Below are 15103 nucleotides of genomic sequence, written 5' to 3'. Positions count from 1 at the left end.
GGAGCACCTCATGACCGAGACCCCCATCCGCACCGTCCGCGCGGCGCGCGGCAGCGAGATCACCGCGAAGTCCTGGCAGACCGAGGCGCCGATGCGCATGCTCATGAACAACCTCGACCCCGAGGTCGCGGAGCGCCCCGAGGACCTCGTGGTCTACGGCGGCACCGGCCGCGCGGCGCGCAGCTGGGAGGCGTACGACGCCATCGTCGCGACGCTCAAGGACCTCGAGCCGGACGAGACCCTCCTGGTCCAGTCCGGCAAGCCCGTGGGCGTGTTCCGCACGCACGAGTGGGCGCCCCGCGTGCTCATCGCGAACTCCAACCTCGTGGGCGACTGGGCCACGTGGCCCGAGTTCCGCCGCCTCGAGGCGCAGGGCCTCACCATGTACGGCCAGATGACCGCCGGCTCGTGGATCTACATCGGCACGCAGGGCATCCTCCAGGGCACGTACGAGACGTTCGCCGCCGCGGCCCGCCAGCGCGCCGAGCGCGAGGGCCGCGACCCCCGCACGGCCTCGCTGCGCGGCACCCTCACCCTCACCGGCGGCGCCGGCGGCATGGGCGGCGCACAGCCGCTCGCCGTCACGCTCAACGAGGGCGCGTGCCTCATCGTCGACGTGGACGCGAGCCGCCTCGAGCGCCGCGTGGCGCACGGCTACCTCGACGTGGTCGCGGCGGACCTGGACGATGCGGTGGCCCAGGCGGTCGCGGCGAAGGAGGACGGCCGCGCGCTGTCCGTCGGCGTCGTCGGCAACGCCGCCGAGGTCTTCCCCGAGCTGCTGCGCCGCGGCGTGCCCATCGACCTCGTCACCGACCAGACCTCCGCGCACGACCCGCTCAGCTACCTCCCGATCGGCTACACGGTCGAGGAGTGGCACGCGCGCGCCGAGGCGGACCCCGAGACGTTCACCGCCGACGCCCGCGCCGCGATGGCGGCGCATGTCGAGGCGATGGTGGGCTTCATGGACGCCGGCGCCGACGTCTTCGACTACGGCAACTCGATCCGCGCCGAGGCGGAGCTGGGCGGCTACGACCGCGCGTTCGCGTTCCCCGGCTTCGTGCCCGCGTACATCCGCCCGCAGTTCGAGGAGGGCCGCGGCCCGTTCCGCTGGGCGGCGCTCTCGGGCGACCCCGAGGACATCGCGAAGACGGACCGCGCCCTCATGGAGCTCTTCCCCGAGCACGAGTCGCTGCACCGCTGGCTCACGGCCGCGGGCGAGAAGGTCCACTTCGAGGGCCTGCCGGCGCGCATCTGCTGGCTCGGCTACCAGGAGCGCCACCTCGCGGGCCTCAAGTTCAACGAGATGGTCGCGTCCGGCGAGCTGTCCGCGCCGATCGTGATCGGCCGCGACCACCTCGACTCGGGCTCGGTGGCCTCGCCGTACCGCGAGACCGAGGCCATGAAGGACGGCTCGGACGCGATCGCCGACTGGCCGCTCCTCAACGCGCTGCTCAACACCGCCTCCGGCGCGACCTGGGTGTCGCTGCACCACGGCGGCGGCGTCGGCATCGGCCGCTCGATCCACGCGGGCCAGGTGATCGTCGCGGACGGCACCGACCTCGCCGCGGAGAAGATCGCGCGCGTCCTCGTCAACGACCCGGGCACGGGCGTGATGCGTCACGTCGACGCGGGCTACGAGCACGCGAAGGACGTCGCGCGCGAGCGCGGCCTCCACGTCCCGATGCTGGACGCCTGATGGCAGACGTGCAGGCCCCCGCGGTCCTCGACGCGGTCGCCGCGCTCGCCGAGCTCGCCCCTGTGGGGGCGGACCCGGTCCGCGGCGGCTGGTCGCGGCACCTGCTCGACGACGCGGATCGCGCCATGCGCGCGTGGTTCGTGCGCACCGCGACCTCGATGGGCCTCGAGGTGGAGGCCGACCGCAACGCCAACCTGTGGGCCACGTGGCGCGCTGAGGGCGCCACGGGCAAGGCGGTCGCGACCGGCTCGCACCTCGACTCCGTCCCCGGCGGCGGCCCGCTCGACGGCCCGCTCGGCGTGGTCTCCGGCCTCGCGGCCGTGTCGCGGCTCATGGCCGAGGGCCACACGCCGGCGCACCCGATCCGCGTCGCCAACTTCGCGGAGGAGGAGGGCGCCCGCTTCGGCGTGCCCTGCCTCGGATCGCAGCTGCTCGCGGGCGAGATCGACACCGACCGCGTCCGCGCGCTCACCGACGCGACCGGCGCCACGTGCGCCCAGGTGCTCGAGGACGGCGGCTACGACCCGGCCGCGATCGGCCACGACGCCGACCGCCTCTCCGACCTGGCGCTCTACCTCGAGCTCCACGTCGAGCAGGGCTGCCAGCTCGCGCCGCTCGGCCACCCCGTGGGGCTCGCGACGAGCATCCTCGCGCACGGTCGCTGGCGCGTCACGATCACGGGTCGCGGCGACCACGCGGGCGCCACCGAGCTCGTCTCGCGCCACGACCCGATGCTGGTCGCGGCCGCCGCGATCCAGGCGGCGCGGGCCCGCGCGGTCGAGACCGCGCCGGAGGCGCGTGCGCGCGCCACCGTGGGCAAGGTGCAGGTGGTCCCCGGCGGGTCCAACGCGATCGCATCCGAGGTGCGCCTGTGGCTCGACGCGCGTGCGGAGCACGACGAGGAGGTGAGGGACCTGGTGGCCCGCGTCGTCGCGGACGTCGAGGGGGCGAGCGCGGCCGAGGGCTGCCAGGTCGCCGTCTCCGAGGAGTCCTTCAGCACGCGCGTCGAGTTCGACGGCGCGCTCACCGACCGCATCGGCGCGGCCCTCGTGCCCGCGTTCGGCGACGTGCCGCGCATCCCCACCGGCGCGGGGCACGACGCGGGCATCCTCGCGGCGCACCTGCCGACCGCGATGCTGTTCGTGCGCAACCCCGACGGCGTCTCGCACTCGCCGCTCGAGGGCGCGTCGGACGACGACATCCGCGCCGGCGTCGACGCGCTCACGGACGCGCTCCGGGCGCTCACGTGAGGATCGCCTGCGCGCGGCTCGTCCTGCCGGACGAGGTGCGCACCGACGTCCTCGTCGAGCTGGACGATGCGGGGGTCGTGACCGCGGTCGAGACGGCCGGCCCGGGCGCCGCCGCGGACCTCTCCGTCGCGCTCGCCGCGCCCGCCTTCGCCAACACGCACAGCCACGCGTTCCACCGGCTGCTGCGCGGCCGCACCAACGGGGGCGGCGGCGACTTCTGGCGCTGGCGCGACGTCATGTACGGCATCGCGGGCACGCTCGACCCCGACGGGCTGCGCGCGGCCGCCACCGCCGTCTACGCGGAGATGGTCGCGGCCGGCTACTCCGCCGTGGGCGAGTTCCACTACCTCCACCACCGCCCGGACGGCACGCCGTACCCCGGTCACGACATGGAGCTCGCGCTCGCGGACGCCGCGGCCGACGCCGGCATCCGCCTCACCCTGCTCGACACCGTCTACCTGCGCGGCGGCTTCGACCGGCCCCTCGAGGGCGCGCAGCGCCGCTTCTCGGACGGCAGCCTCGAGCGGTGGCACGAGCGGTGGCACGCGCTGGACGATGCGCTGCGCGCCGCCCACCCCGACGTCACCCTGGGCGCGGCGATCCACTCGGTGCGCGCGGTCGTCCCCGACCACCTCGCCTACATGGTGGCCGGGCTGCCGCACGAGATCCCCCTGCACCTCCACCTGTCCGAGCAGACCCGCGAGAACGAGGAGTGCCTGGCAGAGACCGGGCTCACCCCCACCGGGCTGCTCGACCGCGCGGGCGTGCTCGACGCGCGCACCACCGTGGTCCACGCGACCCACCTCACCGACGGCGACGTGGCGACGCTCGGCGCCGCTCGCGTCTCGGTGTCGATGTGCCCCACCACCGAGGCGGACCTGGGCGACGGCCTGGGCCACGGCGAGGCGCTGCGGGACGCGGGCGCGCGGCTCACGGTGGGCTCGGACCAGAACGTCGTCATCGACCCCTTCGACGAGCTCCGCCGCCTCGAGGGAGGCGCGCGCCTCGCGTCGCACCGCCGCGGCGTGCTCTCCCCCGCCGACCTGTGGCGCGCGGGCACGGCCGACGGCCACACGTCCGTGTCCCTCACGGACGCGCCCGCGCAGGCGCTCGCGCCGGGCCACCCACTCGACCTCGTCGTCCTCGACCCGCGCTCGCCGCGGACCGTCGGCTCGGACCCGCACGAGCTGGTGCTGAGCGCATCGTCCGCGGACGTCCTCGGCACCGTGGTGCGCGGCGTCCACCGCGCATCGTCCGACCTGCGCCGCCTCGCGGTGGACGCCTACCCGCGACAGGAGCACCTCCGTGACCAGTGAGGCCATCGTCAACATCGGCGTCCTCGCCACCATGGACGACGGCGAGGGCCCCCTCGGCCTGCGCCGCGACGCCGCCGTGGTGATCGAGGACGGACGCGTCGCCTGGATCGGCGCCTCCGCCGATGCCCCCGCGGCCGACTCCTCGTACGACGCCGCCGGCGCCGCGATGATCCCCGGCTTCGTGGACTCCCACACCCACGCCGTGTTCGGCGGCGACCGCTCGGCCGAGTTCGACGCCCGCATGTCGGGCGCCCCGTACACCGCGGGCGGCATCCGCTCCACGGTGGCCGCGACCCGCGGCGCCTCGACCGAGGAGCTCGCGGCCCGCACGCGGCACCTGCTCGACGAGGCGCTGCGCCAGGGCACCACGACCGCCGAGATCAAGAGCGGCTACGGCCTCGACCTGGACACCGAGCGCCGTCTCCTCGAGGTCGCCGCGCGCTTCACCGAGGAGACCACCTTCCTGGGCGCGCACGTGGTCGCGCCCGAGATGGCCGACCGCCGCGGCGACTACGTCGACCTGGTCGCGGGCGACATGCTCGCCGCCGCCGCGCCGCTCGCGCGGTGGATCGACGTGTTCTGCGAGGAGGGCGCCTTCGACGTCGAGGAGACGCGGCGCATCCTCGCGGCGGGCCGCGACGCGGGCCTGGGCCTGCGCCTCCACGCGAACCAGCTGACGATGTCCGGCGCCGCCGCGCTCGGCGTCGAGATGGGCGCCGCGAGCATCGACCACTGCACGTTCCTCTCGGACGAGGACGTCGACGCGCTCGCCGCGTCCGACACCGTCGCGACCTTCGTGCCCGGCGCCGAGTTCTCGACGCGCCAGCCGTACCCGCGCATCGAGCGCCTCCGCGACGCCGGCGCGACGTGGGCGCTCGCCTCGGACTGCAACCCGGGCTCGTCCTTCACGACGTCGATGCCGTTCTGCATCGCCCTCGCGGTGCGCGACATGGGCATGACGCCGTCCGAGGCGATCCGCGCGGCGACGCGCGGCGGGGCGCAGGCGCTGCGCCGCAACGACGTGGGCCGCGTCGCCGTGGGCGCCCGCGCGGACCTCGCCCTGCTCGACGCGCCGGACCCCGTCCATCTGGCCTACCGCCCCGGCGTGCCGCTGGTCGACCGGGTGTGGCGGGACGGAGTCGCGACGACGTCCTGGGAGCCGCGCGCGTCCTGAGCGGCGGGCTCAGCCGAGCAGCCGCTCCCGCAGCGCGTCGAGGTCCGCGGGCGTGCCGCCGCGCGCGAGGAACCAGGGCTCGGCTCCCCCCGCGGCCGCCCACGCGTCGAGCACCGACTCGATCGCGGCGGCGGGCGCGGTGAGCATCTCGGTCGGGATGCGCGACAGGTCCACCCCGTGGCCGCCGCCCGCCCAGCCGGCGCTGATCCGCGCGATCACGCCCTGCATGTTGGCCGCCGTCGCGACGTAGTCGGCGACGATGCGCTCGCGCGGCGCGCCCACGAGGCTGAGGACCAGCGCCACCGAGACGCCGGTGCGGTCCTTGCCCGCCGAGCAGTGCACCAGCACCGGCCCGGGCGCGGTCCCCACCGCGACCGCGACGCTCGCGAGCGCGCGGCCGGCCGCGCCGGTGATCATCGCCCGGTAGAGGGTCACGAGCTCCGACCCGGGCGCGGCGGCGCCCAGCCCCGCCTCGGCCAGCAGGGGGATCGACCGGATGCTCGCCGCGGCGGCGAGCGGGTGGTGCGCGTGCGCCTCGTCGGCGTCGCGGAGGTCGACGACCGTGGCGGGCGGCCACGGCGCCAGACCCGCGGGCGCATCGTCCCCCGCGAACGGCGCGTCGGACCGGAAGGCGACCCCGCCGCGCAGACCCGGCCACGCGGCCGCGATGTCGCGGGCGTTGGCGAGCACGGGCAGGGTGTCGGTGGTCATGGCGGCTCCGGTCATGGGGCGAGGGTCGGGTGTCGCCTCCATGCCTACCACCTCGGCCACGCGGCATCCCAGGTGCCATGGTCCCGTCCCCGACCCCCGTGGCGCGACGATGCCCCGGCGGGCGCGGGGCCCGCCGGGGCATCGGGACGGGGTCGGGCGCGCACCCCCCGGAGCGCGCCCGACCCGGGGCTCAGCCGAGCAGCCGCTCGCGCAGCGCCGCGACGTCGGCCGTGGTGCCGCCGTGCGCGAGGAACCATGCCTCGGCCCCGCCGGCGGCCGCCCACGCGTCGAGCACCGCCTCGATGGCGGCGGCGGGCGCGCTCATCATCTCGCGCATGATCTCCTCGAGATCGACCCCCTCGGGCAGCGGCGGCATCTCGCCGTTCCACGAGCTCCGCGACCGCGCCATCACGCCGCGCATGTTCGCGTGCGTGGCCACGTAGTCCGCCACGATGGCCTCGCGGTCGACGCCGACGAGCGCCAGCGTGAGCGCCACCGACACCCCGGTGCGGTCCTTGCCCGCGGTGCAGTGCACCAGGACCGGGCCGGGCTCGCCTGCGATCGCGACCACGGCGCGGACGATCGCCCGGGCGGGGGCGCCGACGACCATGTCGCGGTACAGGTCGACGAGGGACCTCTTCATCATCGACGGATCGAACACCGCGTCGCCGAGCACCGGGATCGCGTGGATGGTCGCGGAGTCCGCGAACGGGTGCGCGCCGTCGAACTCGCGGGCGTCGCGCAGGTCGACCACCGCGGCGGGCGGCCAGGGCGCGAGGCCCTCGGGCGCATCGTCCCCCGCGAAGGGCGCGTCGGAGCGGAACACCGCGCCGGCGCGCAGGCCGGGGGCGGCGCCCGCGAGGTCGCGGGCGTTGGCGAGCACGGGCAGGATCTCGGTGGTCATACGAACCTCTTCCGGACGTAGGAGGACAGCAGGTCGAGCGACATGACGACGACCAGGACGACGAGCACGATGGTCATCACGGAGCCGTACTCGAACAGCCGCAGCTGCTGGTTGAGCTCCATGCCGATGCCGCCGGCGCCGACGAGGCCGAGCAGGGACGCCGCGCGGACGTTGCCGTCGAGGACGAGCAGCGTGTAGCTCGCCATCGTCGGCAGCTGCTGCGGGAGCAGCACCCATGCGATGCGCTGGGACTTCCGCGCGCCGGTCGCGGCGGCCGCGTCCCAGGCCCGCATGTCGGCGGTCTCGAAGATGTCCGCGAACAGGCGTGCCACGCCGAACGCCGTGCCCACCATGATCGCGAGGGTTCCCGCGAAGGCTCCGAGGCCCACGGCGGACACGAACAGCAGCGCCCACATGAGCTCGGGGATCGCGCGGAACACGTTGACGACCACGCGGGTGGTGTCGCGGATCCACGGCTGCGGGAAGATGTTCCGCGCGGCCAGGAGGCTCAGCGGGATCGCGAGCAGCACGCCGAACACGGTGCCGGTGATCGCGATGCCGAGCGTCTCGAACATGAGCTCGATCGCGACCGGCAGCTCCTCGAGGTTCGGCGGGAACATGCGGCCCACGAAGTCCGCCACGTGCGGCAGGCCGTCGACGAGCGCCGGGCCGGAGAAGCCCGTCGAGGTCGAGGACCAGCCCAGCAGCGCGACCACGCCCACGGCGCCCGCGATGGTGCCCCAGCTGGGGCGGCGCAGGCGCGCGAGGCGCTCGATCTCGTCGCGGCGGGTGGGCGCCTGCCGCGGCGCCTTCTCGGGCGCCGGGTCCGGCGCCTTCTCGATGGTCGCGGTCATGCCGCCACCTCCTCTCGCTCCGCGGCCTGCGCCGCGAGGCCCTCGTTCGCGTACAGGTCGGCGAGCAGCGCGTCCGTGACCTCCCCGACGGGCAGGTCGAACACGACGCGGCCCTCGCGCATCCCGACGATGCGCTGCGCGACGCGGCGCGCGAGCGAGACGTCGTGCAGGTTGAGGACGGCGGTGAGCCCCTCTTCGCGCACCATGCGCACGATGTCGTCGATCACGCCGGTCGCGAGCACCGGGTCGAGGTTCGCCACGGGCTCGTCCGCCAGCAGCAGCTCGGGCCGCTGCGACAGCGCGCGGGCCAGGGCGACGCGCTGGCGCTGGCCGCCGGAGAGCGAGTCTGCGCGCTTGCGCACCTGCTCGCCGAGCCCGACGCGGGTGAGCAGCTCGACCGCGAGCGTGCGGTCGCGGCGGCTCATCCAGTGCACGAGGCTCGTCACCGGGTTCGCGGTCGCGAGGCGCCCGACGAGCACGTTCGACAGCACGCTCGCGCGGCCCACCAGGTGGAACTCCTGGAAGACCAGCCCGATGCGGTGGTGCGCGAGGCGGCGCTCCCGGCCGCGCAGCCCCGCGAGGTCGACGTCCTCGACCCTGACGACGCCCGCGGTGGGGCGCTCGAGCCCCGCGAAGCACTTGAACAGCGTGGACTTGCCGGCGCCCGAGGGGCCGAGCACGGCGACGATCTCGCCGCGCTGGACCCCGACGCTCACCTCGGTGAGCGCCTGGGTGCCGTCGGGATAGCGGAAGGTGACGTCCGCGGCCTCGAGGACGGTCACTCGACGTCCTCGAGGTTCACGCCCAGCTCCTTGGCGGCGTCCTCGAAGATCGTCCAATCCGCGTCGGCGGGGTCGATGACCTCGGTCGCGCCGCCCATGACCTGGAGGACCTCCGGGTCGGAGCTGCCCACGAAGACCTCGGAGACCTGCTGGTAGATCTCCTCGGACAGGCCCTCGCGGCCCACCACGACGGTCGAGATCGGGATCGGGTCGGACTCCGCGACCTTGGTGACGAGCGACTCGTCCAGCGCGCCGGCCTCGACCATGTAGTCCCACAGCTGCGAGGCCACGCCCGCGCAGTCCGCGCTGCCCTGCATCACGGCGATCGCCGCGGTGTCGTGACCGCCGGCGTAGGTCTCGTTGAGGCCGTCGAGGTCGACGCCCGCCTCCTTGAGGACCAGCTTGGGGATGAAGTTGCCCGAGGTGGAGCCCGGGTCGACGAAGGCGACGGTCTCGTCGTCGATGTCGGACAGCTCCTCGACGCCCGAGGCGGTCGAGCAGATGATGAGCGACGAGTACGGCGCGCCGGTGGCGGCGGCGATGAGCTCGACGTCCGCGACCTTCTGCGCGAGGACGGCGGGGAACGGGCTGAAGATCGCCATGTCGATGAGGTCGGAGCGCATGGCCTCGACGATGCCGAGGTAGTCGCCGGTCTCGGTGAGCTCGACGGGGATGCCGGTGGCCTCCTCGATGATGCCCGCGAGGGGCTCGAGCATGTCGAGGTACTCGGCGTCGGCCTCACCCGGGGGCACTCCGAGCTTGAGGACCTCGGGGGTCTCGTTCGCGGCGGCGGCCGAGCAGCCGGCGAGGAGGGCGGCGGCGAACGCGGCGCCGGCGGTGACGCCGGCGATCTTGCGGGAGCGGATCATTTCCTGCCTTCGGTGAGAAGTTCGTGGCCGGTCGTCTAGACGACTCCGACGACGGAGAACGTAGCGACGGCGCCTCAACCGGCGGTGAATCCGCGGTGACGCCCAGGTGAACGCACATGTCGTCTAGATGAATTCTCGATCCGCGCCCTAACCTGGCCCTATGACGATCGACCGGTCCCTCGCGACGCCCCTGCATGTCCAGGTCGAGGAGCAGCTGCTCGACGACCTCGACGCGGGGGTGTGGGCCGCCGGCGAGCGGCTGCCCGCCGAGCCCGAGCTGGCCGCCCGCTTCGGTGTCAACCGGCTCACGGTGCGCGAGGCGATCGCCTCGCTGCGCCGCACCGGCCGGGTGGTGGCACGCCAGGGAGCCGGCACGTTCGTGACCGCCCCCCCGTTGCGCATCGACCTCGACGCTGCCGGGCGCCCCACGGGCGACGCCGCCGACGAGGCCATGAGGACGTTCCGCGAGTCCGTGCTCGAGGTCAGGCGTGCGCCGCTGCGCGGCGAGGCGCGCGCCGAGCTCGGCCTCGACGAGGGCATCGAGCTCGAGACCCTCGCGCATCTCGGGGACGCGCCCGTGATGCGCACCGTCTACAGCCTCGTCACGCCGATGGCTGCCGACGAGGTCCGCGCGCGCCTCACGGGGCCGTGGATGCCCGAGCACTTCGACGCGATCGTGGGAGCCTCGCTGCGCTCCGGCTGGCGCGCCTTCGACGCCGTGCCCGCGCCGCGCCGCGTGGCCAACCTGCTCGACATCGAGGTCGGCGCCCCGGTGCTGCGCCGCAGCGGCGTCAACGTCGACGCGGACGGGGTCGCGCGGACCTTCCACGTCCGGTCGTACCGCTCGGACCGCCTGCGCATCGTCCTGCGCGACACGGCGGCCTGAGCGTCAGCGCCCCGACGCCGCCCGCGCCCGCGCGACGGCGTCCGGCAGCGCCGCGACCACGGCCGCGACGTCCTCCTCGGTCGAGGTGCGGCCGAGGCTGAGGCGCACCGTGCACGCCGCATCGTCCGCGGACCAGCCCATCGCCATCGCGACGTGGCTCGACTGCACCACCCCGGCCGTGCACGCCGAGCCGGAGCTCGCGGCGATGCCGGCCGCGTCGAGGAGGAAGAGCACGGACTCGGCGCGCGCCCCGGGCACGACGAGGTGGACGATGCCGGGGAGACGATGCGCGGAATCGGCGGGCCCGGACAGGGTCGCCTCGGGCACGTGCGCCCGCAGCGCCTCGGCGAGCCGCGCGCGCAGCCGCTCGAGGCGGGCGGACTCGGCGGCCCGCTCGGCCACCGCCTCGTCCAGGGCCGCCGCGAAGGCCGCCGCGCCGGGCGCGTCGAGCGTCCCGGAGCGGACCGACCGCTGCTGACCGCCGCCGTGCGCGAGCGGCACCAACGGGAGGCCGCGTCTCGCGAGCAGCGCGCCCACGCCCACCGGGCCGCCCACCTTGTGCGCGGACACGGTCATCGCGTCGAGTCCCGAGCGGTGGAGGTGGACGTCGAGGTACGCCACCGCCTGGACCGCGTCCGCGTGGACCGGGACGCCGTGCACGCGAGCGGCCTCGACCACGTCGGCGACGGGCTGGACGGCGCCGACCTCGTTGTTCGCCCACATGACCGAGACCAGGGAGGTCGCCGGGCCGACGGTCGCCGCGAGCGCGGCGGCCTCGACGCGGCCCGTGGGGTCGACCGGCAGCTCGACCAGGTCCGCGTCGCCGCGCTCCGCGAGCCACCGTGCCGGATCGAGCACCGCGTGGTGCTCGACAGCGGACACGACGACGTCCCGGCGGGACGGTTCCTGCGCGAGGCGGCCCCAGTGGAGGCCCTTGATCGCGAGGTTGTCGGCCTCGGTGCCGCCGGACGTGAGGATCACCTCGGGGGCGTCCGCGCCCAGCGCCGCCGCGATGCGCTCGCGCGCGTCCTCGACGATCGCGCGGGCGCGCCTGCCGGCGGCGTGCAGCGACGACGGGTTGCCCACCTCCTCCGCCGCGGCGAGCCACGCCTCCCGCGCGCTGGCACGCAGGGGCGTGGTCGCCGCGTGGTCGAGGTAGGTCACGCCGCCAGTCTAGGAATCGGTCCTCCTTCCCACCGGGCCCCCGCGCCGCTAGCGTGTGCCCCACGGCGAAGGGGACGGGATGGACGACAGCTACAACGACCGCATGGCGGCGGAGGCGCGGCTCCACCACGAGCAGATGGAGCGCCTGCACCACCAGCAGGCGGTGGACGATGCGGCGCTCGCCGCGGGCGTGGCGCAGCCCTTCGCCTTCCTGCGTCACCGCGGCGCGGGCGCGGCGGGCGACGTCCCGGTCGCCTCGGCGATCCGCGTGGTCGGGGCGGTGCTCGCCACCGCCCGGATCGTGTTCGGGCTCGCCTTCGCGGGCATGTTCCTCTACCTCTTCCTCAGCATCATGGGCTCGTGGGACGCGGCGCCGGGCTCCGGCGACACGGTGCTGATCGAGACCGACGACGGGACCGTCGTCGCCCCGTAGCCGGGACCCGCGCGCGCTAGCGTGGCCGGAGACCCACGGCTAGCGAAGGAGCCCCCATGGCCACCTGGTTCATCACCGGATGCTCGACCGGCATCGGCCGCGCGACGGCGGAGAAGGCGGCGGTGGCCGGCCACCGCGTCGTCGCCACGGCGCGCCGCCCCGAGACCCTCGACGACCTCGTCGCGCGCTTCCCCGACACCGTCCTCGCGCTCCCGCTCGAGGTGCGGGACGATGCGGCGATCGAGGCGGCCGCCGAGGCCGCCCTCGCGCGGTTCGGCCACGTCGACGTGCTCGTCAACAACGCGGGCATCGGCTACTTCTCCACGATCGAGGAGTCCGACCCGGAGGATGCCCAGGAGGTGATGGACGCGAACTTCTGGGGCGCCGCCAAGGTCACCACGGCGCTGCTGCCCCACATGCGCGAGCGCCGCACCGGGCACGTGTTCACGGTGTCCTCGATCGCGGGCGTGCGCGGCTCCGCGGGCCTGGGCTACTACTGCGCCTCGAAGTTCGCGGTGTCGGGCTTCATGGAGGCGCTCGCCGCGGAGGTGCGGCACCTGGGCATCAATGTCACCGTGCTGGAGCCGGGCCCGATCCGCACGCTGTGGATCCCGAGCGGCGCCAAGAACGAGGAGATCCTGCCCGACTACGCGCAGGTGATGGAGCCGTTCTGGGACCGCATCCACGCGCTGCCGGGCAACCAGCCGGGCTCCCCCGCCGCGGCCGCCGAGGCGATGCTGCGCCTGGCCGGCGAGCCCGAGCCGCCGATGCACCTCATCTGCGGCCGGCATGCCGTCACGCAGACGCGCGCGAAGCTCGAACGGCTGGGCGCCGAGGTCGACCGGTGGGAGGACCTCTCCCTCAGCATCGATCGGGAGGACTGAGCGATGGCCGGCATCCCCGGAGGCGAGAACCTCCACCGGCTCGTGTTCGCGGTGCTCGAGCACGGCATGCGTTCCGTCGGCACGCCCGACGGCCTCGCGCCCGCGCTGGTCGAGGAGACCGGCACCGGCGCGCGCACCATCAAGTCCTACTCAGGAGGCGCGCTCGACACCCTGGTGCAGGCCGCCCGCAAGGGCGCCACGGCCAGCACCGCCGAGCGCGTCGCGATCTGCTGGGACGGGATGCTCGCGGGCAAGGACGGCGACGAGCGCGCGGTCATGGTCGTCGCGCAGGAGCGCGGCCAGCAGCGCTCCCTGGTCTTCGCGCAGCGCTACACGCTCGACGGCGCCACGGTCGTGCCCGAGGGCCGGCCGGGCCTGGTCGCCGAGCGCGCCTCGATGCTCGGCTGACACGGCGCGGGCGTGCCGCGGGGCCGTCAGGCCCCGCGGACCTCCTTGATGCGCGCGATCGCCTGCGGGATCACGTCGCCCAGGTCGCCGACGACGCCGAAGTCCGAGATCTCGAAGATCGGCGCGTCGGGGTCGATGTTGACCGCGACGATCGTGCCGGAGGCCTGCATGCCGCCGCGGTGGTGCACGGCTCCAGAGATGCCGCACGCCACGTACAGCGCGGGGGTCACGGTCGTGCCGGTCTGCCCGACCATGTGCTCGTGCGAGATCCAGCCCTCGTCCGTGGCGTCGCGCGACGCGCCGACGGCGCCGCCGAGCACCTCCGCGAGCTCCTTCACCAGGGTGTAGTCGCCGTTGGTGCCGCGGCCGCCGGAGACCACGACGGGCGCCTCCGCGAGCGGCACGCCCTCGGGCGCGGGCACGGGCTCGAGCGCCACGATGGTCTCGCGCGTCTCGGGCAGGTTGTCGGCCACCTCGACCACGGTCGCGGCGCCCGGCGTCTCCGCGGGCGTCGCCTGGGTGGTGTTGGGACGGATGCCGACGATCGCCTTGTCGGTCGCGATCCGCGTGCGGACGTTCCAGGTGGCGGCGAAGACGGTCTGCAGCGTCTCGACGTGACCGTCGACCAGCTCCGCGCCGGCGGCGTCGACCACGACGCCCGCGCCGGTCGCGAGCGCGAGCCGGGTCGCGATCTCCTTGTTGACGAAGGTCGAGATCATGAGCACCACGTCGGCGTCGCCGGTGGCGTCCGCGAGCGCAGCCGCGGCCTTGGCGGGCAGGCGGGCGTCGTCGCCGACGGCGACCACGCGCACCTCCTCGGCGCCGTGGACGCCGAGGCGGGCGGCCTCCGCGTCCGCCGGAGCGTCGCCGATCCACACGGCGACCGGGGTGCCGAGCGTGCGCGCGAGCGTGAGCGCCTCGAACGTGGGCTGCGTGACCGTGCCCTCGCGGGCCTCGACCAGGACGGCGACGGTGGTCATGCGAGCCCCTTCCCCAGCAGGTAGTCGGCGAGGGCGACGCCGCCCTCCCCCGTGTCGGTGACGACCGTGCGGTCCTCCTTCGGCGGCCGCGGCGAGGCGTCGACGACGACCGTGCGCGCGGCGCCGGCGCCCACGGCCTCCGGCGCGATGCCCACGTCCGCCAGCGACCACGTGGTCACCGGCTTCGAGCGGGCCGCCATGATGAGCTTGAAGTTGGGGTAGCGCGGCTTGTTCGCCTCGTCGGTCACGGACACGACGGCCGGCAGCGACGCCGACACGGTCTCGTGGGCGTCGGGCAGGTGCCGCACCACGGTCGCGGTGGTGCCGTCGACCGTGAGGCCCGAGGCGAGCGTGAGCTGCGACCAGTCGAGCTCCGCCGCGAGCGCGGTCGGCAGCATCGACGTGAGCCCGTCGAGCGCGGCCATGCCGGTGATGACGAGGTCGAGCGGGGCCTCCTCGTCGATCTTCTCGACGGCCGCGGCGATCACCTTCGCGGTGCCGAAGACGTCCGAGCCCGCGATCGCGGCGTCGGACACGTGGACGGCGTGGTCGACGCCCAGCTGGAGCGCCTTGCGGACGGCCGCCACCGCATCGTCCCCGCCCACGGTGAGGGCGTAGACCTCGCCCTCCCCGGCGGCCTCCTTGAGCTGCAGGGCCGCCTCGACCGCGTTCTCGTCGAGCTCGTTCATCGTGCCGTCGTCCCCGGTACGCGTCACCGAGCCGTCCGTGAAGGACCGCTGGGACTGCAGATCGGGGACGAACTTCACCGTCACCAGGATGCGCATGGGCCTC

At 74.9% G+C, this 15103-nt stretch carries 16 protein-coding genes; 8 read left to right on the top strand and 8 right to left on the bottom strand.

What is annotated here, in order from left to right:
• The first annotated feature begins 10 nt into the window (after positions 1 to 10).
• The 4 genes from hutU to hutI are packed head-to-tail and all read left to right on the top strand — an operon-like array spanning position 11 to position 5436.
• Positions 11 to 1696, top strand: coding sequence for a urocanate hydratase (gene hutU / locus AOM07_RS07440; RefSeq protein WP_062312368.1), 1686 nt, complete (start codon positions 11 to 13; stop codon positions 1694 to 1696).
• Positions 1696 to 2946: an allantoate amidohydrolase gene (locus AOM07_RS07435; protein WP_062312366.1), complete on the top strand. Its 1251-nt coding sequence runs from the start codon at positions 1696 to 1698 to the stop codon at positions 2944 to 2946. The genes hutU and AOM07_RS07435 overlap by 1 nt, the downstream gene beginning before the upstream one ends.
• A complete protein-coding gene (locus AOM07_RS07430; RefSeq protein ID WP_062312365.1) occupies positions 2943 to 4262 on the top strand; it encodes a formimidoylglutamate deiminase in 1320 nt (439 codons plus the stop codon). Before AOM07_RS07435 ends, AOM07_RS07430 begins: the two co-directional genes overlap by 4 nt.
• Complete coding sequence (hutI, locus tag AOM07_RS07425) at positions 4252 to 5436, top strand: imidazolonepropionase (protein ID WP_062312362.1); 1185 nt, start codon at positions 4252 to 4254, stop codon at positions 5434 to 5436. The genes AOM07_RS07430 and hutI overlap by 11 nt, the downstream gene beginning before the upstream one ends.
• Before the next feature lie 9 nt (positions 5437 to 5445).
• Here the strand turns inward: hutI and AOM07_RS07420 are convergent, their stop codons facing one another.
• The 5 genes from AOM07_RS07420 to phnD form a co-directional block, all read right to left on the bottom strand.
• Positions 5446 to 6162, bottom strand: coding sequence for a tyrosine-protein phosphatase (locus tag AOM07_RS07420; RefSeq protein ID WP_169748139.1), 717 nt, complete (start codon positions 6160 to 6162; stop codon positions 5446 to 5448).
• 175 nt (positions 6163 to 6337) lie between these two features.
• A complete protein-coding gene (locus tag AOM07_RS07415) occupies positions 6338 to 7051 on the bottom strand; it encodes a tyrosine-protein phosphatase (RefSeq protein ID WP_062312360.1) in 714 nt (237 codons plus the stop codon).
• On the bottom strand, positions 7048 to 7905 hold the full coding sequence (phnE, locus tag AOM07_RS07410) for a phosphonate ABC transporter, permease protein PhnE (protein ID WP_084830173.1): 858 nt from the start codon (positions 7903 to 7905) through the stop codon (positions 7048 to 7050). Before phnE ends, AOM07_RS07415 begins: the two co-directional genes overlap by 4 nt.
• On the bottom strand, positions 7902 to 8687 hold the full coding sequence (gene phnC / locus AOM07_RS07405) for a phosphonate ABC transporter ATP-binding protein (RefSeq protein ID WP_062312358.1): 786 nt from the start codon (positions 8685 to 8687) through the stop codon (positions 7902 to 7904). The genes phnE and phnC overlap by 4 nt, the downstream gene beginning before the upstream one ends.
• The gene (phnD, locus tag AOM07_RS07400) at positions 8684 to 9556 is read right to left on the bottom strand and encodes a phosphate/phosphite/phosphonate ABC transporter substrate-binding protein (RefSeq protein WP_062312355.1); all 873 of its coding nucleotides are present in this window, start codon (positions 9554 to 9556) and stop codon (positions 8684 to 8686) included. The genes phnC and phnD overlap by 4 nt, the downstream gene beginning before the upstream one ends.
• 160 nt (positions 9557 to 9716) lie before the next feature.
• Here phnD and AOM07_RS07395 point away from each other — a divergent pair, with 160 nt between their 5' ends.
• On the top strand, positions 9717 to 10442 hold the full coding sequence (locus tag AOM07_RS07395; protein WP_062312353.1) for a GntR family transcriptional regulator: 726 nt from the start codon (positions 9717 to 9719) through the stop codon (positions 10440 to 10442).
• Between the two features lie 3 nt (positions 10443 to 10445).
• Here AOM07_RS07395 and AOM07_RS07390 read toward each other — a convergent pair whose 3' ends face one another.
• Positions 10446 to 11606 carry a cysteine desulfurase family protein gene (locus tag AOM07_RS07390; RefSeq protein WP_062312351.1) on the bottom strand — a complete coding sequence of 387 codons (1161 nt, stop codon included), beginning with the start codon at positions 11604 to 11606 and terminating at the stop codon, positions 10446 to 10448.
• A gap of 79 nt (positions 11607 to 11685) precedes the next feature.
• Between AOM07_RS07390 and AOM07_RS07385 the strand changes: the two genes are divergently transcribed.
• From AOM07_RS07385 to AOM07_RS07375, 3 genes are read left to right on the top strand one after another with little or no spacing between them, the layout of a single operon-like run.
• A complete protein-coding gene (locus AOM07_RS07385) occupies positions 11686 to 12039 on the top strand; it encodes a hypothetical protein (RefSeq protein WP_062312349.1) in 354 nt (117 codons plus the stop codon).
• A 56-nt stretch (positions 12040 to 12095) separates the two neighbouring features.
• A complete protein-coding gene (locus tag AOM07_RS07380) occupies positions 12096 to 12923 on the top strand; it encodes an oxidoreductase (RefSeq protein ID WP_062312347.1) in 828 nt (275 codons plus the stop codon).
• A gap of 3 nt (positions 12924 to 12926) precedes the next feature.
• Positions 12927 to 13331, top strand: coding sequence for a hypothetical protein (locus AOM07_RS07375; RefSeq protein WP_062312344.1), 405 nt, complete (start codon positions 12927 to 12929; stop codon positions 13329 to 13331).
• Positions 13332 to 13357: 26 nt separating this feature from the next.
• On the opposite strand, the gene AOM07_RS07370 is transcribed toward AOM07_RS07375, so the two are convergent.
• Positions 13358 to 14311, bottom strand: coding sequence for an electron transfer flavoprotein subunit alpha/FixB family protein (locus AOM07_RS07370; protein ID WP_062312342.1), 954 nt, complete (start codon positions 14309 to 14311; stop codon positions 13358 to 13360).
• A complete protein-coding gene (locus tag AOM07_RS07365) occupies positions 14308 to 15096 on the bottom strand; it encodes an electron transfer flavoprotein subunit beta/FixA family protein (protein ID WP_062312340.1) in 789 nt (262 codons plus the stop codon). The genes AOM07_RS07370 and AOM07_RS07365 overlap by 4 nt, the downstream gene beginning before the upstream one ends.
• Positions 15097 to 15103: the final 7 nt, after the last annotated feature.

The organism is Demequina rhizosphaerae, from assembly GCF_000971255.1.
Classification (GTDB): domain Bacteria; phylum Actinomycetota; class Actinomycetes; order Actinomycetales; family Demequinaceae; genus Demequina; species Demequina rhizosphaerae.
The sequence above is the reverse complement of the archived record's forward strand: the minus strand, read 5'-3'. Positions and strand labels throughout refer to the sequence as shown.